Source organism: Mesorhizobium sp. Root695 (assembly GCF_001428185.1).
In the GTDB taxonomy this organism is placed as follows: Bacteria; Pseudomonadota; Alphaproteobacteria; order Rhizobiales; family Rhizobiaceae; genus Mesorhizobium.
Map to the genome: position 1 here is coordinate 364,011 of NZ_LMHO01000023.1, position 19,752 is coordinate 383,762.

A 19,752-nucleotide genomic window follows, 5' to 3' on the forward strand; every position below is an offset into this window, starting at 1 on the left:
ATCTTTAGATAGAGCCGACTGAAGAAAATCATCGTCAAACAGTGAGATAAAGCCCCGACCTGATTCAGGTTCTGAACGAGCGCTCGCGCATCCGCTTGCAAATCGCCGCCCCGATGCCATTTCTATCCGAGGCTGCCGGTGACCGACTCGCCGGCCGGAGGTATTAGTGACGCAGCGAAGCGGCAGCGCCGACCTGCCGCTGCATGGCGGGCGGGTTCCGAAATGGCTGGGCGATCGCATGACGCGCCTCGGCGCGGTGCTGTGCGAAGCCATCATCCATCATTATGGCCGCGAGGAGTTGCTGCGCCGGCTGGCGCATCCGTTCTGGTTCCAGTCCTTCGGTGCCGTGATGGGCATGGACTGGCATTCCTCCGGCATCACCACCAGCGTCATCGGCGCGCTGAAGCGCGGGCTGACACCGCTGTCGGGCGAACTTGGCATCCATGTCTGCGGCGGGCGCGGCACCCATTCGCGCAAGACGCCCCATGAACTCGAGGCGATCGGCGAGCGTGTCGGTTTCGACGGCAAGGCTCTGGCCACGGCCAGCCGGCTGGTCGCCAAGGTCGACAGCGCCGCCGTGCAGGACGGCTTCGATCTCTATCTGCACGGCTTCATCGTCACCGATGACAGCCATTGGGTGGTCGTCCAGCAAGGCATGAACGGCGACAGCAAGCTGGCGCGCCGCTACCACTGGCTCTCGGAAGGCCTGAAAAGTTTCATCGACGAGCCGCATGCGGCAATCGAGGGCGAGCGGCAGGGCGAGATCGTCAACCTCACCGACCACCGCGCCGAGGCCTCGCGCAGTGGCCAATTGGACCTGTTGCGCAAGCTCGGTCCCGACAGGATCGTGCGCGAATTCGCGGCCATAGAACCTTCGGCAAGGCCGCAATCCGCACAGCCGATGCTGCCCAATCTGATCATGCCCGCCCACCATGATGTGCGCGAAAGCGATATCGTCATGCGCCGCCTGCACGGCAACATTTGCGCGGCCATCGAAAGCGGCCCGTCGGATTTTCCCGAACTGCTGCTTGTGCCGGGCGTCGGCGCCCGCACCGTGCGGGCGCTGGCGATGGTGGCCGAGGTCGTGCATGGCGCGCCGTGCCGCTTCTCCGATCCGGCGCGGTTCTCGCTGGCGCATGGCGGCAAGGACCGGCATCCCTTTCCGGTGCCGCTGAAAGTCTATGACGAGACCATCGCGGTCATGAAATCGGCGGTCCGCAAGGCAAAGCTCGGCAATGAGGAGGAGCTTGGCGCCTTGCAACGGCTGGACGGCCAGGCGCGACGGCTGGAGCGCTACGTCACCGGGCCGAGCTTGAAGGAGATCGTCGCCGGCGAGTTCGACCAGTCGCACCAGCTCGGCGGCCGCAGCGTCTTCGGTTGGGAACCGCCTCCCACCGTCCCGGCGCCGTCCCAAGATTTGCCCGCGAAGATTTTGCCGGCAGCCAAGGCATAGGCGGCAAGCGACATTGATGGAAGGTTTGCAGGCCTTAGATGCCGAAGAACTGCTTGCCTATCAGGTAGCCCAGCGCCGCCGCGACAAGCGGGAACAGAGCTGGTGCGGCCTTGCTGAACAGAGAGGCTTTGACGTCCTTTGGCGGCATGTAGCGTGCATTGCCGAGATTCTTGGTCATGGCGTACCCCGCAGTCGATCGTCTTCATTAGCGAATACTGATTAACAGCATGGCCGCATTAACGGCTTGCAAAGAAATTAGATCGAATAGCCGGCTATTGCCTGCCTGTCCCCGACCTAATGCCCGGCAGCCAAAGGAAAATCGGCGCTCGGCGGGAACCGAATGGCTCGTTCCGTGTTGTGGCGTTCGGGGGTATCAATGCTGTTAAAGATCTCGTCAAACGCCGGCAACAGCTCAGTTCGCCTGTGGCTGAAGGGGCCATGCGACTGGTCGTCCGGAGAATCTGACACGTTAGCTAATCCCACTTCGAAACAACGCCGACCGATCCATGAGACGCCATGCCAGACTCCAGCACAATCGTAGCCGATCGTAGGCACGCCTTCCTCGCCGGCGGCGGCCAACTCGGCTGCCTGATCGCAGCCTTCGACTGGGCATCTACCTCGATCGGGCCGATAGAGGATTGGCCGCAAAGCCTGAAGACGGCGGTGTCGCTCATCCTGCGCTCGAACGTGCCGATCGTCATGCTGTGGGGCGAGGACGGCGTCATGATCTACAATGACGCCTATTCGGAATTTGCCGGCGGCCGTCACCCCCGGCTTCTCGGCTCCAAGGTGCGCGAAGGTTGGCCCGAAGTGGCCGCCTTCAACGACAACATCATGAAGGTCTGCCTGGCCGGCGGCACGCTTGCCTATCGCGATCAGATGTTGACGCTCAATCGTACGGGAAAACCCGAGCAGGTATGGCTCGATCTTGATTATTCACCGGTGCTCGACGAAAGCGGTGAACCGGCAGGCGTCATCGCCATCGTAATCGAAACGACCGCGAAGGTCGCGGCCGAGCGCTGGCAGTCGAGCGAACGCGACCGCCAACGCCAGATGTTCGAACAGGCACCCGGTTTCATGGCCATGCTGTCCGGCCCACAGCATGTCGTCGACCTGACAAACGCCGCCTACATGCAACTTGTCGGCCATCGCGACATCATAGGCATGCCGATCCGCCAGGCCCTGCCCGAGGTCGAGGGGCAAGGATTTTTCGAGCTGCTCGACCAGGTTTTCACCTCCGGCGAAGCCTTCATCGGCTACGCGCTGAAGACCAAATTGCAGCGCACACCTGGGGCTGCGACGGAAGAGCGTTTCATCGATCTCGTCTATCAGCCGGTGCGCAACCCATCGGGCGAGGTCTTTGGCATCTTCGTGCAAGGCGTCGACGTCACCGACCGGCTGTTTGCGGAACAAGCGCTGCGCCAGAGCGAGATGCAGTTCCGCACCTTCGCCGAGGCGATGCCCAATCATGTCTGGACCGCCTCCCCCGACGGCCTGCTCGACTGGTTCAACCCGCGCGTTTACGACTATTCGGGCGCCATGCCGGGTGAACTCGACGGCGAGGCCTGGGCCGCCATCGTGCATCCCGATGATGTCGGCCCAGCCGCGGAGAAATGGCAGCAGGCGCTGACGGCCAGCGTGTTCTACGAGACCGAGTTTCGGCTGCGGCGGCATGACGGCGCCTATCGCTGGTTCATAGCGCGCGCCGTTCCGATCCGCGACACCGACGGTACCGTCGTGCGCTGGATCGGCACCAACACCGATATCGACGACCAGAAGCGGGCGACGCAGGCTTTGCTGCAGAGCGAGCGACGCTTGCAGCTGTCGCAAAATGCGGCAGGCATCGCGGCGCTGGAGCTCGACATCGCCAGCGGGACCGTGGTCGGCTCCGAGGGCTTCTGGGATCTCTGGGGTCTCTCCGCGCGCGAGAGCGTGCCTATCAGCGTCCTGGAAAACATCGTCATTCCCGAAGACAAGGGCGTCCGTTCCAACCCGGAGACGCGCAGGCAGGGCACTGCGGCGCCTGCCGTCGAATACCGCATTCGGCGGCCCGACAATGGCGAATTGCGCTGGCTGTCGCGCCATATCGACTTTGTCCACGACGAGACCGGCAAGCCGGTCAAGATGTTCGGCGTCATGCAGGACGTTACCGACCGGCGCGAAGCGCAGGCGAGACAGGAGCTTCTGACTCACGAACTGGAGCACCGCATCAAGAATATCCTGGCCATGGTCGCGGCCATTGCTTCGCAGACATTGCGCAACACCGACATCGCTACCGCCAGCGCCACCTTCAACGAAAGGCTGCGGGCATTGGCCAACGCTCATGACATTCTGAACAAGACGCGTTGGACCAGTGCCTCCATCCACGAGGTGGTAGACAACACCATTGCCGCCTTCCCGGCCAGCCAGATCTCGGTTTCGGGACCGGCGCTGCCGATCAATCCGAAGATGGCGCTGACGCTCGCTCTCGCCGTCAACGAGCTCGCCACCAACGCGCTGAAGTATGGCGCTCTGTCGACGTCGGACGGCAAGGTGTCGATCGAATGGTCGCTGCAGCCCGCAGCCGACACTTCAGGCGAAACGCGGCTGATATGGCGCTGGCGCGAAAGCGGCGGTCCGCAGGTGACGCCGCCCAGCCGGCGCGGCTTCGGCCGTTTCCTGATCGAGCGCGTCTTTGGCACCGACTTCGGCGGCTCCGTGCAGATCGATTACCATCCCGCCGGAGTCGAATGTGTGTTGAACGCACCGGCACCCCAGTTGCCGACCGCGCCCTACCGACCCAGATAGAGCATGTCATGACGATGCACCCCCCCGCCACCGTTCTCGTCGTCGAAGACGAAGCATTCCTGCTGTTTGCCATCGCCGATGAATTGCGCGAGGCCGGGTTCGACGTGCTGGAAGCCACCAACGCCGACCAGGCGATCCGATTTTTGGAGGCACGCCAGGACATCGCCATCCTGTTCACCGACATCGACATGCCGGGTTCAATGGACGGCCTGCGCCTGTCGGCCGCCGTGCGCGACCGCTGGCCGCCGATCAAGATCATCATCACCTCCGGCAAGCGCCAGCCGACGCAGGATGCGATGCCGAGCGGCGGCGTCTTCCTGCCCAAGCCCTATGCCCCGGTGACGGTCGCCGCGACCATTCACGGGCTGCTCGCATGGCGAACGCCTGCGGTAAAAGATCGTTGATGAGCAGGGTGATAGAGTCGGGTCTTGCTTCAACGAATGAACGCCGGCACCTATCCGCCGGAATAGCGCGAGGCAGTTCGTCCATATAAGTTGCGCAACTTCTGCGCTCGGGCCGTGCGAAGGCATGGGCCCTCGGACTTCCCAATGAACTGTACGTTCCCGCTTCAATTCGGCCGCCAGCCCGTCAGGCTGCGGCCACGCGCTTTAAGAAAATCCAGGAGCCTATGTAGGATTGACCACGCGTCGTTCGTCCTTGAGGTACCGAACCGCAATCATGAAAGGATCCACGAAATGCCCGGCACCGTACGTTTACATCGCGTTCTGACGACCAGCCCGGAGAAGGTCTATCGCGCTTTCGTTGAAGCGGACGCACTGGCCAAGTGGCTTCCGCCGAACGGCTTCACCTGCACGGTCCATCACCTCGAGGCAAAGGTCGGCGGCACGTTCAAGATGTCCTTCCGCAATTTCACCACCGGCGACGGTCATTCCTTCGGCGGCGAGTATCTCGAACTCATTCCGGCCGAACGCCTGCTCTACACCGACAGGTTCGACGATCCCAATCTGCCCGGCGAGATCCGGGTCACCGTGATCTTGAGAAAGGTGTCGGTCGGCACCGAAATTGACATCACCCAGGCCGGCATTCCGGACGTCATTCCGGTCGAGGCCTGCTATCTCGGCTGGCAGGAGTCACTCAGAAACCTGGCAAGGCTCGTCGAGCCCGAAATCAATCAATAGCTAGAGCGGTGACACGGGGGCTGGGAGGACCGGCCGTCGATTTGGCGTCGACGCCAAGGCAGGCTCGCTGCTCATTCTTGTCCCTTCAGCGCAGGTCGGCGCGCATCCCGAGCCCCCTTCCCAGCCGTTGGGCAGTAGGAGGTTGCCACGTTTCTGGCCCCCTGACGCCTGAAACTTGGACTGTGGCGGGGGCTGCCATTTATCGCTAGCAATTCCTCATCGCGTTTGGACACGCCCGGCGCGTGTCATGAAGAATGCAGCGGAGGCCAAAGGGATGACCCTGACCAATCGAGACATTGTCGAGTTGACCGCGTGGCGGCGCCGGCTGCATCAGAACCCGGAAATCTCGAATGAAGAGGAGAAGACGGCAAAAGCGGTCGTCGATTTCCTCGCCGATACGGGACCGGACAAGGTGCTGACCGGATTGGGCGGGCACGGCGTCGCGGCAATATACGACAGCGGTAGAGCGGGGCCGACCGTGCTGTTCCGCTCGGAGCTCGATGCCTTGCCGATCGAAGAGCTTTCGGGCGTGCCGCATTCCTCACGCGTACCGGGCAAGTCGCATATGTGCGGACATGACGGACACACCGCGATTCTGGCATCCCTCGGCCGTCAGCTGGGGCGAGAGAGGCCCGCGAGCGGCCGTGTCGTGCTGATGTTCCAGCCGGCGGAAGAAACCGGCAATGGCGCGGCCGGCGTCGTCGCCGATCCCCGCTTCGGCGAGATCGCGCCGGATTTCGCTTTCTCATTGCACAATCTGCCCGGCGTGCCATTGGGCGAAGTGCGGCTCAAAGCCGGCGTGGTCAACTGCGCTTCACGCGGCATGCGCATCGTGCTGGAGGGCAAGACAGCGCATTCGTCCATGCCCGAGACCGGCACCTCGCCGATGCTGGCGATCAGTGAGCTGATGCCGGCCCTGCCGGCACTCGGCAGCGGAACGTTCGCCGACGACGACTTCTCCATGGTGACCGTCACCCATGCCGCGATGGGCGAAGCCGTGTTCGGCATCGCGCCGGCTCACGCCGAGGTTTGGGCGACGCTGCGCACCCGCCGCGACGAGCGCATGGCAAACCTGTGCACTGCTGCTGAAGCGCTGGTCACCAAGATCGCCGGCCAGCATGGTCTTTCCACCCGTTGGGACTATCACGAGATCTTCGTCGCCAGCGTCAACGCATCGGATGCGGTGGAGCATCTGCAAAGGGCGCTCCAGGAAGAGGGCGTCGTGCACGGCGAAGAAGCCCTGCCGATGCGCGCCTCGGAGGACTTCGGCCTGTTCGGCCACAGCGCTTCGTCGGCGATGTTCTTCCTCGGTGCAGGCGAGCGGCATCCTGCGTTGCACAATCCGGACTACGACTTTCCCGACGACCTGATCCCGATCGGCTCAAAGATCTTCATGCGCACGGCGCGTAATCTTCTGGGCTGACGTCTGCCAGATCCCCTCTGGCGCAGAAAACAGCATTCCGCCGAGCGCTCTGACGCGAAGCGGTCAGCCGCGCTTGTCGGCTTGCTTGCGCCAGGGTGGAGAAAAGCGGTTGGCGACCTATTCTGGAAGAGCTTGGGTGGGACACAAGGACGGAAATCAGGCTTCAGATCGAAAGGAACACGCAATGCCAAAGACGCCAAAGAACACGATTTGCCTCTGGTTCGACAAGGACGCCGAGGCTGCGGCTCGCTTCTACGCGGAGACCTTTCCCGACACCGAGATGGGCGCCGTTCACCGTGCGCCAAGCGATTTTCCGTCCGGCAAGAAGGGCGACGTGTTGACGGTCGAATTCACGGTTGCAGGCATTCCCTGCATCGGATTGAACGGCGGCTCCGCGTTCAAGCAAAGCGAAGCCTTCTCGTTCCAGATCGCCACTGACGATCAACAGGAAACCGACCGCTACTGGAATGCCATCGTCGGCAATGGCGGCCAGGAAAGCGCGTGCGGCTGGTGCAAGGACAAATGGGGCGTGTCCTGGCAAATCACGCCACGCACGCTGACCGAGGCGATGGCGGCAGGCGGCGACGAAGCCAAGCGCGCGTTTGATGCGATGATGGAGATGAGGAAGATCGACGTCGCGGCGATCGACGCGGCCCGGCGCGGCTGACGCTCGACAGGCAAGGGTCGATGGATCGAAAAACTCCGTGGCGCATTTAAGCTTCGGCTAATAATGGCCTCAGGAGAGAACCAATGAAGAAGACGCTGCTCATTTTGAGCCTACTCATTCCGCTCGCGGCATGCTCCCGCACCGAGCAAGGCGCTGCCGTCGGCGGCTTGGGTGGCGCAGCCATAGGCGCCGCGGTGGCCGGCGATCCGGTGCAAGGGGCGGTTGTTGGCGGTGCGGTCGGAGCGATCGCCGGGGCGGTCATCGGGCACGCCAGCGAAGCCGGCCAGTGCAGATATCGCGATCGGCATGGCCGAGTTTACGTTGCACGCTGTCCGGACGGCTACTGATCTCAAAGGCGCGTGATCTCTTTCGATCACGCGCCTGCTCGGGGTAGGATAAGTGAATGGCATATGACATCAAGAAACTGCTGGCTCTCTGGTTTGCCGTCGCCAGCGCTGCCGCGATAAATGTTGGACTTACGACCGCGATCTCGGCCGCTCCTGTGGAAGCGAAGACGATTGCCGATCACTTCTCATCGGTAAAGTCCATGTCCGGGGACTTCGTCCAGTCGGGCCCAAAAGCGGAAAAGACCGGTGGCAGGTTTTTTCTCCAACGCCCGGGCAAGATTCGCTTCAACTATGCTGGCCAATCAGGGGTCAGCGTCATTGCAGATGGCAAATCCTTGGTGGTTTATAACAAGAAGCTGAAGACATCGCGGCTTTATGCTCTCTCGAAGACGCCGCTCAAGCTGCTGCTCGACAACAAGGTCGACTTCTCTGGCCGTCGCCTCAAAAGCATCAGAGACGATGGCGCTCAAATTATCATTAAGCTGGCTGACAAGTCGGCCTTCGGCAATTCGAGCATCACCATGGTGTTTGACAGGAAATCGCTCGATTTACGCAAATGGAGCCTTACCGACGAAAGGGGCCTCACTACGACGGTCACGATCTTCAATGTGAAGCAGGGCGTTCGCCCTCCCGCGGGTACCTTCACCATCGATTATGCGGCAAACCGTGAATTCAACACCACAACGAAATAGCTGGCGGATCGCCACCATTGGGTAGGCCGCGAGCCGGAGGTCATCCGGTCAAAGCCTGGCAGCATCGTCACCATAGCCGCGCGACACCGTTGCAGGCACGACTGGATCGCGCCGCCTGCCACGGCGGTGCCCGCCATCGCCGGAACCAATCCGATCAGCGGCGGTTTACTCAGTGAAGGGACCGGAACTCCAAAAGGACTCTGGACAAATGATTGAAATTCATAGCATCGAAACGGCCAACGCCAGACTGCGCGTAAGACGAGCTGAGAACTCTCTCAAGCGCGCGAATGACTTGCTGGATGAGGAAGGTGGCGTCGCCCTCAATCTAGCATTGTGCGGGCGGATAAGGGCCGCGCAAAGGCGCCTCATCGAGGCCAGAGCACGCCTGATGACGATCGATCCCACCAGGACGAATTGACCCGCGACGATCGTGATCTTCGGCCTAGAAACGGCGAGGTCTATGAGGCCTTCTGAAGCGCCCGACGCGTTCTACTCGTATCGGCTCTGCCTGCCATATCGATGGCGGTCCTAAATATCGAGAGCGACCGTCATGCCGCGGACTTCGGCCATCTCGAGCAGAAGGTCCTGCAGGCTTTCATCCAGCGCGGCACCAGTCAGCGCCAGAAGCTCCGTAATGCTCTCCTTCATCGAGATGACGGCGGTACCTGTCTTCTCGGCGAGCAGCCGTCCGATGGCCGAACGGATCAGGTCGTCCTGATCAGACATTGTTCATCTCCAACGCTCTACAACCTCCCCTTGCCCCCCATGCCTGATCGCCGCTTTCGACGACAGGGCGTGATTTCTCTTAAGGTATGATTTTTTGATGCGATGGCGGCGGGCTTTGCTCATGCCAGCAGGTCATCTGAAAGCGACCGGTCGCCTTCATTGACCCGCCAGCCGTTCAACGCCGCCAAGGATGGCAGCAGCGAAAAATTGACGGGCTGAACCGTTTCAATCGCTGCAAGCAGTGCCAGCGGCACTTCGTGGCGGAAAAGCCCGATGCACGCACCGCCTTCGACCGCTGCCGGCAATTCCGTGAAACGCTCCATCCCAAAACCTCCCTTTTGCACAAAAAGCAGCGACCAACGCGGATGCCCCAAGAGGTTCCCTCCGAACGGCATTTTTCGCGTCTTGGTTGTAGCACATATCGGCTGGCCAGTCATGCTGTAAGGGACCGCACGGTCAAAATCGCTGCGCACCATTTTAAATCTTGACGCGTGTCAATTTTTTATAAAACATGCGCAAACGCTGGCATGGCATCGGCCGGCGCTCTGGGAGGAGCAATGCCTGACATCAAAAAGCGCCCGAACCGGGGCTGCGACCCGCACACCACAGGGCGGGCACCAACCTGCTGGCGGATCGTCGCGCCAGGCGCCGGGGTCGCTTGCGCACCGTCGGACATTGCAGTCGCCGGACAGCGACATTGATGCAGCACATAAAACAATCAGGAGGAGGAAAAACCATGCGCGTGTACAATTGCCTGAAACTCGGCACCAGCCTGCTTGGCGCAGGCATGCTTGCAACCATCGTCTCAGCGCCCGCCCAAGCCGCGGATGCGGCGAAAGTCGCGGCCATCGTCAAAGGTCTCGACAACCCGTTCTTCCAGACCATGCAGAAGGGCATCGAGGAGCAGGCCAAGGCCAACGGCGTCAATGTCAGCGTCCAGGCCGCCGCCAATATGGGTGATGCCACCGGCCAGGCCGATCGCCTGACCGCCATGGCCATGCAGGATTTCGATTGCTATCTGGTCAACCCGATCAGCGTCTCCAACCTCGTCCAGGCGCTGGTGCCGGTCGCCCAGAAGAAGAAGCCGATCGTCAACATCGACTCGACCATCGACCCCGAACAGGCCAAGGCCGCCGGCTTTGCCGTCTCGACCTATATCGGCACCGACAATGTCGCCGCCGGCGCGCTGGCTGGTGAAGAGATGCTGAAGCTGGTGCCGAAGGGCTCCAAGGTCGCGCTGATCGCCGGCATCGTCGGCGATGTCGGTTCCAACGCCCGCATCAAGGGCTTCAAGCAGGCCGTCGAAGGCAAGCTCGAAGTCGTGGTGATGGTCAGCGCCGACTGGGATCGCGAAAAGGCGTTGACCGCCGCCACCGATATCCTCGCCGCCCATCCGGATCTCGCCGGCTTCTTCGCCGCCAACGACATCATGGCGCTCGGCGTCGAGCGCGCCGTGCAGACCTCTGGCAAGGACGTCAAGGTGATCGGCCTCGACGGCATCGTCGACGCGCTGAAATCGATCGCCGCAGGCGAACTCTCGGCCACCGTCGCGCAATACCCATATGTCGTTGGCGCCATGGGCGTTGAAGCCTGTGCGGTCGCGGCCAAGGGCAAGGAACTGCCCGCCAACGTGCCCGCACCGGTGCTGTTGATCAACAAGGACAATGCCGAGGCCTCGCTGAAGAACTTTCCGCGTCCCGGCGGCGACTATCCCGATCCCTTCCGCGAGATGCTGAAGTGAGCACACCCGCAGACAACGCGCCCGCCGCCCATTCGGCGGGTGCGGAGGAGAGCCGTCCCTCCCTGGCGGCTCTCCTCCTCGATCCCTCCTTCTGGGCCGACTGGGCATCCGTCGTCGGCCTGGTCGGCCTCGTCATCGTCTTCGGCATCGCCCAGCCGGTCTTTCTCAGCGTCGCCAACCTGCAGGCGCTGCTGTTGGCGGCGGCGATCCTGGTCGTGCTGTCGATCGGCCAGACCTTCGTCATCGCCACCTCGGGCATCGACCTGTCGCTGGCAGCAGCCGTCATGCTCGGCGCCATCATCCTCGGCCTCGTCAATGCAGCCGGCTACGGCATCTTCATCGCCTGCGTGCTCGCGGTGCTCGCCACCAGCGCCGTCGGCTTCCTCAACGGCCTGATCATCACGGCCGGCAAGATACCCGACTTCGTGGTGACGCTCGGCACGCTGTCGGGCATCACCGGGCTAGGGCTCATCCTGTCGGGCGGTGAACCGACCATGGTCGGCTCGACCTTCCTGCTCAGGCTCGCCTCCGGCTCGTTCGGACCGTTCGGCTATCCGGTCTGGGTGGCAATCGCGGCCGTCATCGTCGCGCATATCGCGCTCTACCACACGCGCTTCGGCGTGCACCTGCTGGCGACCGGCGGCCAGACCGAAAGTGCCGGCGCGCTCGGCATACGCACCGACCGGGTCAAGATCGCCGCCTATACGATCTCCGGTCTCTGCGCCGGCATCGCGGCCATTCTCCTGGTCGCCCGCATCGGCTCGGCCGAACCGCAGATCAACACCAGCCTGCTGCTCAATTCGGTGGCGGCGGTGGTGCTAGGCGGCGTCAGCCTGTTCGGCGGCCGCGCCAGCATTCTGGGACCCGCCATCGGCGCGCTGATGCTGACCGCGCTCGTCAACGGCCTGACCTTGCTCAACGTGTCGGCCTTCTATCAACCGCTTGCCGTGGGTGCCATCGTGGTGCTGGCGGCGCTGATCATGCGGTATCAGAAATGAGCGCGCCTCATCACATCCCCGCCACAGAGGCGATCATAGCCTGCGAAGGGCTGAGCAAGCATTTCGGCGGCATCCGCGCCTTCACCGACGTCGCCTTCCAGGCCCGCCGCGGCGAGGTCACCGCCGTCATCGGCGACAATGGCGCCGGCAAGTCGACGCTCATCCGCAGCCTGGTCGGCGTGCATCAGCCCGACGCTGGCAATTTGTTCTTCGACGGAAGGGCGCGGCCCTTCGCCAACCCCGACGAGGCGCGCAAAGCCGGCATCGAGACCGTGCACCAGAACCTGGCGCTGATCGACGAACTGACGGTGGCGCAGAACCTGTTCCTCAACCGCGAGATCGTGCGCCGCATCGGCCCCTTCGCGTTCCTCGACCGCAAGGCGATGAAGCGCGAGGCCCGCTCCATGCTGTCGCGGCTGTCGATCAACGTGCCGTCGATCAACCAGCGGGTGCGGCGCCTGTCGGGCGGCCAGCGGCAGGCGATCTCGATCTGCCGCGCCGTCGGCTCCGGCGCCAAGTTGGTGGTGATGGACGAGCCGACGGCGGCGCTCGGCGTGCAGGAGACGGCCAATGTCGAGGCGCTGGTCCGGCGCCTGCGCGAACAGTCCGTCAGCGTCATCCTGGTCAGCCACAATTTCGATCAGGTCCGCCGCCTGTCCGACCAGATCTGGATAATGCGGGCGGGAAAGATGGCGGCGACCGTGCGCGCCTCGGAAACATCAGGCAACGAGCTCGTCGCGCTGGTCACCGGCGCGGCTTGATCGGTCAATCAACAGCTGGCCGTCCTGGCCAGCCCGAGACTTGAAATCAAAGGGAGTTTGCGAATGGCACCAATTTGTGTCGGGCTTGTCGGTCTTGGAGAGGTCGCGCAGTCGATCCATCTGCCGGTGCTGAGCGATCAGCGCGACCGCTGGGTGATCGCGGGCGTGTATGACGTGTCGCCGAGCCTGGTGGCGCTGTGCACCTCGCAACATCCGACGGCAAAGGCCTTCGAGACGGCCGAGGCGCTGATCAACTCGCCCGACATCGACGCGGTGTTCGTGCTGTCGTCCGATGACACCCATAGCCGCTTCGTGCGCGCGGCGATTGCTGCCAACAAGCACATCCTGCTGGAAAAGCCCGCTTGTCTCACGGTGCGCGAGATCGACGATCTGCTGGCGCTGATGCCGGGCTACGACAAGACGCTTTTCGTCGGCTACATGCGCCGCTACGCGCCGGCCTATCTAGCGGCCAGGGACGAGCTGCCGGCCTTCGCCGACATCACCCATGTCCGCATCTTCGACCTGATTTCGGAAGGCCGGCATTTCCTCAAGAAGAGCCAGAACGTCCTTTATCCCAGAGACATTGACCCTGCCCTGCTGGCGCGTGGCGCACGCGAACGCGACGCACTGATCCGCGAGGTGGTTGGCGCCGGCGCACCAGCCGATCTGGTGCGCGCCTATCGCGGCCTGACAGCGCTGTCCTCGCACCACATTTCGGCGATGCGCGGGCTGATCGGCGAGCCGGCGGGCGTGCTCACCGCCCACCGCACCAATGGCGGCGCCAACACATCGGTCACTTTCGACTATGGGCATTTCGCTTGTCTGTATGATGCCGTCGTCGACGATCTCGGCCTGTTCGACGCCATGATCGAGGTGCGCTCCAACACCAGGCGCGTGCGCATCATCTACGACACGCCCTATATCCGCAGCCTGCCGACCCGGCTGGAGGTCACAGATGCCGGCCCGCTCGGCCCAGTGACGAAAAGCTTCGGCCCGCTCTATGGCGATGCCTTCTCGAATGAACTCGAGATTTTCCACCGCCACATCACCGAAGGCACGAAGCCGCTGACCGACCTCGCCGATTCCCGCCGCGACCTGGCGCTGATGGCCGAGATCATCGAGCGGATGAAGGAGAGCAGCCGGCGCTGGGGCTAGCCTACTGCCTACTGCCTACTTCCCACAGTGATGATCGTTGATCTTGTTCAACGCATTCGCGTCCGGTCCGACGCGATTGTATGAGCAGGCTCCAGCCGCCGTCGTAAACAGCTGCTGATCATAGTAGCGCGGGCCGCCGAACAGGATGTCGATAAGGTCGCCTTCGGCGGGAACGTAGCGTTGGGCTTGCACCCGGCGGTCGTGATGCCGATCGCCAGCGAACGCCGGAGCGCAAAGGCTTGAGCCCATTGCCAGAGCGAGAGCTAGGATCGCAACGCATTTCGTGGTCATCGGCAACACCCTCCTGGCCATTCCGGAATCGCAGCATACATCCAAAATCGCCAGCCGGACAAAAGTTCCAGAGAAGACCGCGATAGGCTCTTGCCGAAGCCAACGGCCTCGCTCATCCATGGCGCGTGGAAATGTGGGACCCGTGATGACCGATACCGGCCTTCATCTCGTCGAAGCGACGATCGATCAACTGCGCCGCGCGCTCGATGACGGCACCGTCACCAGCGTCGAACTGGTCGGGGCCTATCTCAGGCGCATCGCGCATTTCGACCGCCACGGCATCGCCCTCAACGCCGTTCCGGTGCTCAACCCCGATATGTTCGAGGAGGCCGCCGCTTCCGACCGGCGGCGCCGTAACGGCGCCGTGCTCGGGCCGCTCGACGGCATCCCCTACACCGCCAAGGACAGCTACAAAGTGTCGGGACTGACGGTGGCCGCCGGTTCGCCGGCCTTCGAGCATCTCGTCGCCAATGAAGACGCCTTCACCATCGCCCGGCTGCGTGCCGGCGGCGCCGTGCTGATCGGCCTCACCAACATGCCGCCAATGGCCAATGGCGGCATGCAGCGCGGCGTCTATGGCCGCGCCGAAAGCCCCTACAATGCCGAATACCTGACCGCCGCCTTCGCGTCGGGCTCGTCCAACGGCTCCGGTACGGCGACCGCGGCCAGCTTCTGCGCCTTCGGACTCGGCGAGGAAACCTGGTCGTCCGGCCGCGCGCCGGCCACCAACAACGCGCTGGTCGCCTACACGCCGTCACGCGGCGTCATTTCGGTGCGCGGCAACTGGCCGCTGGTGCCGACCATGGATGTCGTGGTGCCGCACACGCGCAGCGTGCCCGACATGCTCGAACTGCTCGACGTGATCGTCGCCGACGATCCCGAGACGCGAGGCGATTTCTGGCGCGCGCAGCCCTGGGTCAAGCTGCCGAAAAGCGCCGACGTGCGGCCGACGCGCTATACCGGTCTCACACTGGCCGGATCGTTGAAAGGCATGCGGCTTGGGGTGCCCAGAATGTATATCGGCAGGGACAGCGAGGCGGATACGCAGATCGAAACCTGCGCCTCGGTGCTTGCCCTGTGGGAGCAGGCAGCGGCTGATCTCAGGCGGCTTGGCGCCGAGGTGGTCGAGGTCGATTTCCCCGTCGTCTCCAACTACGAACGCGACCGCCCCGGCGCGCGCAGCATGGTCGAGCGCGGGCTGGTGCCAGAAGACTTCGCCGAGCACGAACTCTGGGATCTCTGCATCTGGGGCTGGGATGACTTTTTACGCGCCAACGCCGATCCGGCGCTCCCCGACCTCGCCTCGGTCGATGGCCCCAAGATCTTCCCGCAGCCACCGGGCACGCTGCCTGACCGCTATGACGGTGGCTTCGATCTGAGGGAGTATGTCGAGCGGGCGCGGGCCGGCGTCACCCCCGTCCTGGATATTCCGACGCTCAAAGAAGGCCTGAAAGGGCTGGAGGCGACGAGGCGGATCGATTTCGAGGACTGGCTCGACGCGCAAGGCATCGACGCCGTGGTGCTGCCCGCCGCCGCCGATGTCGGGCCGGCCGATGCCGATGTCAACGAGGCTTCCGCCACGCTTGCCTGGCGCAACGGCACCTGGGTCGCCAACGGCAATCTGGTCTGGCGCCATTTCGGCATCCCGACCGTCACCGTGCCGATGGGCACCATGGCCGACATCGGCATGCCGGTCGGCCTCACCCTCGCCGGCAAGGCCTATGACGACGAGAGGCTGCTGCGCATGGCCGGCGACTACGAACAGTCCAGTCACCGCCGCACCCGCCCGCCGCGCACGCCCGAGCTGGCCGATGAGGTCTTTTCAGCCCGGCCAGCCCGAGACGGCGACGGCAAGGGGCTTCCGCTTGCAATAGTGCTTTCCGCCGAAACGGGGTCTTCCGGCGATGAGGACGAGATCATCATCACGCTCGACCTGCCCAGGGAGGCCGCCGAAACGGCCAGCGTCAAGGTGCATGTCAACGGAGAAGCCGTCGCGGTGCAGCGAAGCCGCGCGCGCTTCAGCGGGCGCACGCTCGTCCCGGCCGTCGAGCATCAGCGGCTGCACAGCGTCTGGCGCGGTCCGTATGGCTCGATCGTGACGGCCGTGGTGCGGCTGGACGACGGGCGCAGCGCCGGCGCTTATGTGGTCACCGGCGGCATCGGGTGAGCTGTGAGGTGAAGTATCCACGTCGCGTTCCTTCGCGCCATAGATTGCCACCGGCAAAATTCCGGCTCTCCATCCCTCTCAATCCGTCCTGATCCAGACGCCTTTCGTGCTCAGATATTCGTCGAGGTGCTCCGCACCGCCCTCACGTCCGTAGCCGCTCATCTTGTAGCCGCCGAAGGGCACCGCCGGGTCGATGGCGTGATAGGTGTTGACCCAGACGGAGCCGGCGCGCAGGCGGTTGGCCAGTTGATGCGCCTTGCCGAGGTCGCGGGTGAACACGCCGGCACCCAACCCATAAAGCGTGTCGTTGCCGCGCCGCACAACTTCGTCCAGCGTGTCGAACGGCAGTGCCGAGATGACCGGGCCGAAGATTTCCTCCCGGGCAATGCGCATGTCGTCGGTGACGCCGGAAAAGACGCTCGGCGTGATGAAGTTGCCGGCGCCAAGCGCGCCTTCGGTGATGCGGTTGCCGCCAGTGACCAGCCTTGCGCCCTGCCTGGTGCCATCCGCGATGAAACCGGTGACGCGTTCGAGCTGCCTGAGCGAAATCAGCGGTCCGATCTCGGTCTCGGGATCGGCGCCGTCGCCGATCCTGAGCTTAGCCGCATAGGCCGAGACCCGCTCGACGAATTCGTCATGGATCGGCCGTTCGACGAACAGCCGCGAGCCAGCGATGCAGATCTGGCCGGAATTCGCGAACACCGACATGGCCGCGATCGGCACGGCGCGTTCGAGATCGGCATCAGCGCAGACGATGACCGGCGACTTGCCGCCGAGTTCCAGCGAGACCCGCTTCATGTTGCCGGCCGAGGCGCGCAGGATGTTCTGGCCGGTCGCTGTCGAGCCGGTGAAGACGATCTTGTCGACGTCCATATGGGCGGCAAGCGGCGCGCCGGCCTCCCCACCCGTGCCGGTGACGACGTTGACGACGCCGGGCGGCACGCCGGCCTCCATCATCAGCGCACCGATCAGCAGCGGCGTCAGCGGCGCTTCCTCGGAAGGTTTCAGCACGATGGTGCAGCCGGTCGCCAGCGCCGGACCGATCTTCCAGATCGAGGCGGCGGTCGGCGCGTTCCAGGGAATGATCGCACCGACGACGCCAACCGGTTCCTTGCGCGTGTAGGAGATGATCTCGCCCGGCAGCGAATTGCCGATCGTGTGGCCGTGGATCGACGTCGCCATGCCGGCATAGAAGCGCAGCATGCCGAGCACACGGTTCTTGTTGGCCAGCGTGCGCACGATGGGCATGCCCATATCCGTCGTGTCCGAAAGCGCAATCTCCTCCCAATGACGCTCCATCAGGTCGGCGATCTTGAGCAGCAGCACCTGGCGCTCATAGGGCTTGAACCGGCTCCACGGTCCATCGAAGGCGCGCCTGGCCGCCGCCACGGCGAGGTCGATGTCACGGGACTCGGAGAGCGGCACGGTGCCGATCACAGCGCCGGTTGCGGGGTTGCGCGTCTCGAAGGTCCGGCCGCTGAGCGCGTCGCACCAGGCGCCATCGATCAGCATCTTGCGGTGCCGGCCATCGATGGGCGTGTGCAGCGGGAAATCTCTCACCGGTGCCGTCATGGTCCTGTCCTCAGTTCGCACCGACCTAGCGGGCGGCCCAGATGAGACCCCGCTCTAAAATCAAGGCCATTTCCGGCACTGCGAACTCGTCGGCATTGTGGCCGAGAGCGCTGTAGAAAACCTTCCCAGCGCCATAGCGGCGCTTCCAGACGACCGGCATCACAACGCCGCCTATCCCCGGGAAATGCGCGTCGGTGAAGGTTGTCGTGGCCAGCACCTCGTTGCTCGGGTCGACATGCATGTAATACTGTTCCGACCGGTAGGCGAAATCACTGACGCCCTTTGTGATCGGGTCGTCCGGCCGGGTGACGGCCACCGTGTAGTCGATGATGTCGCCGGGATGCGCGACCCACTGGCCGCCGGTCATGAACTGATAATCGGTTTCATTGCGGAAACTGTCGCCCATCGTGCCGTGGAAGCCGCCAAGCCCGCTGCCCTGGCGAACCGCAAGCGTCAGGTTCTGCAGCTCGGCCTTTTCGATCGTCGACATCGTGATGACAGGCACGATGAGATCGAAGGAAGCAAGCGCCGGATCGGCGAACATCGCGGTGCCCTGGCCGAGCGTGACGTCGAACCCGTTCCGCTCCAGCAGCGCGCGCACGACGTTGGCGCTGCGCTCCGGTGTGTGACCTTCCCAGCCGCCCCAGGCAATCAGGGCTTTCTTCGGCATGGTGTACCTCCCTGGAACTATCCGCCTTGATCCGAACGTCAGCGCCAACCCAGCGCCGGCGCGACATGAGTCAGGATCGCCTCGATGACATGCGCATTGTAGTCGACGCCGAGCTGGTTCGGAACGGTGAGCAGCAGCGTGTCAGCCTCGGCGATCGCCTCGTCCTGCGCCAATTCCTTGATCAGCACATCCGGCTCGGCCGCGTAGCTGCGCCCGAAGATCGCCTTGGTGTTCTCCTCGATGAAGCCGATCTGGTCGCGGCTCTCGTTGCCGCGCCCGAAATAGGCGCGGTCGCGATCGTCGACCAGCGCGAAGATGCTTCGGCTGACCGAGACGCGCGGCTCACGCGTGTGGCCGGCAGCCTTCCAGGCCTCGCGGTAGATGCGGATCTGCTCGGCCTGCTGGATGTGAAACGGCTTGCCGCTCTCGTCGAATTTGAGCGTCGAGCTTTGCAGGTTCATGCCGAGCTTCGCCGCCCACTCCGAAGTGGCGTTGGTGGCCGCACCCCACCAGATCCGCTCGCGCAGGCCCTCCGAATACGGCTCGAGGCGCAGCAGGCCGGGCGGGTTGGGGAACATCGGCCGCGGATTGGGCTGGGCGAAGCCCTCGCCGCGCAGCGTCTCGAGGAAGACCTCGGCGTGATGCCGCGCCATGTCGGCGTCGCTTTTGCCTTCCGGCGGCGCGTAGCCGAAATGGCGCCAGCCATCGATGACCTGCTCGGGCGAGCCACGGCTGATGCCAAGCTGCAGGCGGCCGCCGGCGATGATGTCGGCGGCACCCGCATCCTCGGCCATGTAGAGCGGATTCTCGTAGCGCATATCGATGACCGCGGTGCCGATTTCGATGCGGTTGGTTCTGGCGCCAACGGCCGCCAGCAGCGGGAACGGCGAAGCGAGCTGGCGGGCGAAATGATGCACGCGGAAATACGCCCCGTCCGCGCCAAGCTGCTCGGCGGCGACGGCCAGCTCGATGGATTGCAAAAGCGCATCCGAAGCCGAGCGCACTTGCGATTGCGACGAGGGCGTCCAGTGACCGAACGACAGGAAACCGATTTTCTTCATAGCCATGCGATATAAGGATGCGCGTCAGGCTTCAATGCAAAAGAGATTTCCGGCACGTCTGGATCAGGCACAGTGCGATGTCAGAATTGGCTCTTGAACGGT

General features: G+C 63.6%; 20 protein-coding genes. 13 read left to right on the plus strand and 7 right to left on the minus strand.

Features of this window, described 5'->3' with window-relative positions; genetic code table 11:
* Window positions 1–166: 166 nt before the first annotated feature.
* On the plus strand, window positions 167–1,453 hold the full coding sequence (locus tag ASD99_RS20880; RefSeq protein WP_057144736.1) for a DUF763 domain-containing protein: 1,287 nt from the start codon (window positions 167–169) through the stop codon (window positions 1,451–1,453).
* Window positions 1,454–1,487: 34 nt separating this feature from the next.
* Here ASD99_RS20880 and ASD99_RS34140 read toward each other — a convergent pair whose 3' ends face one another.
* Window positions 1,488–1,631: a hypothetical protein gene (locus ASD99_RS34140; protein WP_082583366.1), complete on the minus strand. Its 144-nt coding sequence runs from the start codon at window positions 1,629–1,631 to the stop codon at window positions 1,488–1,490.
* Between the two features lie 338 nt (window positions 1,632–1,969).
* Here ASD99_RS34140 and ASD99_RS20885 point away from each other — a divergent pair, with 338 nt between their 5' ends.
* The 7 genes from ASD99_RS20885 to ASD99_RS20915 all read left to right on the plus strand — a co-directional run bounded on the left by ASD99_RS20885 (window position 1,970) and on the right by ASD99_RS20915 (window position 8,508).
* Window positions 1,970–4,240: a PAS domain S-box protein gene (locus ASD99_RS20885; RefSeq protein ID WP_057144737.1), complete on the plus strand. Its 2,271-nt coding sequence runs from the start codon at window positions 1,970–1,972 to the stop codon at window positions 4,238–4,240.
* An 8-nt stretch (window positions 4,241–4,248) separates the two neighbouring features.
* On the plus strand, window positions 4,249–4,644 hold the full coding sequence (locus tag ASD99_RS20890; RefSeq protein ID WP_057144738.1) for a response regulator: 396 nt from the start codon (window positions 4,249–4,251) through the stop codon (window positions 4,642–4,644).
* Between the two features lie 291 nt (window positions 4,645–4,935).
* Window positions 4,936–5,379, plus strand: coding sequence for an SRPBCC family protein (locus ASD99_RS20895; RefSeq protein ID WP_057144739.1), 444 nt, complete (start codon window positions 4,936–4,938; stop codon window positions 5,377–5,379).
* Window positions 5,380–5,653: 274 nt separating this feature from the next.
* Entirely contained in the window at window positions 5,654–6,802 is a 1,149-nt protein-coding gene (locus ASD99_RS20900) for an amidohydrolase (RefSeq protein WP_057144919.1), read from the plus strand.
* A gap of 184 nt (window positions 6,803–6,986) precedes the next feature.
* Window positions 6,987–7,469: a VOC family protein gene (locus ASD99_RS20905; protein ID WP_057144740.1), complete on the plus strand. Its 483-nt coding sequence runs from the start codon at window positions 6,987–6,989 to the stop codon at window positions 7,467–7,469.
* Window positions 7,470–7,552: 83 nt separating this feature from the next.
* The gene (locus ASD99_RS20910) at window positions 7,553–7,816 is read left to right on the plus strand and encodes a YMGG-like glycine zipper-containing protein (protein WP_056591248.1); all 264 of its coding nucleotides are present in this window, start codon (window positions 7,553–7,555) and stop codon (window positions 7,814–7,816) included.
* Between the two features lie 56 nt (window positions 7,817–7,872).
* Window positions 7,873–8,508, plus strand: coding sequence for an outer-membrane lipoprotein carrier protein LolA (locus ASD99_RS20915; protein ID WP_056591245.1), 636 nt, complete (start codon window positions 7,873–7,875; stop codon window positions 8,506–8,508).
* A gap of 528 nt (window positions 8,509–9,036) precedes the next feature.
* Here ASD99_RS20915 and ASD99_RS20925 read toward each other — a convergent pair.
* Together ASD99_RS20925 and ASD99_RS33945 are read right to left on the minus strand one after the other, a co-directional pair.
* Window positions 9,037–9,234 carry a hypothetical protein gene (locus ASD99_RS20925; protein ID WP_056591239.1) on the minus strand — a complete coding sequence of 66 codons (198 nt, stop codon included), beginning with the start codon at window positions 9,232–9,234 and terminating at the stop codon, window positions 9,037–9,039.
* 119 nt (window positions 9,235–9,353) lie between these two features.
* Entirely contained in the window at window positions 9,354–9,710 is a 357-nt protein-coding gene (locus tag ASD99_RS33945) for a hypothetical protein (RefSeq protein WP_162252276.1), read from the minus strand.
* Window positions 9,711–9,970: 260 nt separating this feature from the next.
* Between ASD99_RS33945 and ASD99_RS20935 the strand changes: the two genes are divergently transcribed.
* The 4 genes from ASD99_RS20935 (at window position 9,971) to ASD99_RS20950 (ending at window position 13,889) form a co-directional block, all read left to right on the plus strand.
* Window positions 9,971–10,975 carry a substrate-binding domain-containing protein gene (locus ASD99_RS20935; RefSeq protein WP_057144741.1) on the plus strand — a complete coding sequence of 335 codons (1,005 nt, stop codon included), beginning with the start codon at window positions 9,971–9,973 and terminating at the stop codon, window positions 10,973–10,975.
* Window positions 10,972–11,973, plus strand: a complete 1,002-nt coding sequence (locus ASD99_RS20940; protein WP_056591230.1) for an ABC transporter permease — start codon at window positions 10,972–10,974, stop codon at window positions 11,971–11,973. The genes ASD99_RS20935 and ASD99_RS20940 overlap by 4 nt, the downstream gene beginning before the upstream one ends.
* Window positions 11,970–12,734, plus strand: coding sequence for an ATP-binding cassette domain-containing protein (locus ASD99_RS20945; RefSeq protein ID WP_057144742.1), 765 nt, complete (start codon window positions 11,970–11,972; stop codon window positions 12,732–12,734). The genes ASD99_RS20940 and ASD99_RS20945 overlap by 4 nt, the downstream gene beginning before the upstream one ends.
* Before the next feature lie 63 nt (window positions 12,735–12,797).
* Window positions 12,798–13,889 carry a Gfo/Idh/MocA family protein gene (locus ASD99_RS20950; protein WP_057144743.1) on the plus strand — a complete coding sequence of 364 codons (1,092 nt, stop codon included), beginning with the start codon at window positions 12,798–12,800 and terminating at the stop codon, window positions 13,887–13,889.
* Between the two features lie 15 nt (window positions 13,890–13,904).
* On the opposite strand, the gene ASD99_RS34360 is transcribed toward ASD99_RS20950, so the two are convergent.
* Window positions 13,905–14,180: a hypothetical protein gene (locus tag ASD99_RS34360; protein ID WP_057144920.1), complete on the minus strand. Its 276-nt coding sequence runs from the start codon at window positions 14,178–14,180 to the stop codon at window positions 13,905–13,907.
* Window positions 14,181–14,325: 145 nt separating this feature from the next.
* Here ASD99_RS34360 and ASD99_RS20960 point away from each other — a divergent pair, with 145 nt between their 5' ends.
* A complete protein-coding gene (locus ASD99_RS20960; protein ID WP_057144744.1) occupies window positions 14,326–16,347 on the plus strand; it encodes an amidase in 2,022 nt (673 codons plus the stop codon).
* A 78-nt stretch (window positions 16,348–16,425) separates the two neighbouring features.
* Here the strand turns inward: ASD99_RS20960 and ASD99_RS20965 are convergent, their stop codons facing one another.
* From ASD99_RS20965 to ASD99_RS20975, 3 genes are read right to left on the minus strand one after another with little or no spacing between them, the layout of a single operon-like run.
* The gene (locus tag ASD99_RS20965) at window positions 16,426–17,919 is read right to left on the minus strand and encodes an aldehyde dehydrogenase family protein (RefSeq protein WP_057144745.1); all 1,494 of its coding nucleotides are present in this window, start codon (window positions 17,917–17,919) and stop codon (window positions 16,426–16,428) included.
* 25 nt (window positions 17,920–17,944) lie between these two features.
* On the minus strand, window positions 17,945–18,589 hold the full coding sequence (locus ASD99_RS20970) for a ThuA domain-containing protein (protein ID WP_056591216.1): 645 nt from the start codon (window positions 18,587–18,589) through the stop codon (window positions 17,945–17,947).
* A gap of 38 nt (window positions 18,590–18,627) precedes the next feature.
* Window positions 18,628–19,650, minus strand: coding sequence for an LLM class flavin-dependent oxidoreductase (locus ASD99_RS20975; protein ID WP_057144746.1), 1,023 nt, complete (start codon window positions 19,648–19,650; stop codon window positions 18,628–18,630).
* Window positions 19,651–19,752: the final 102 nt, after the last annotated feature.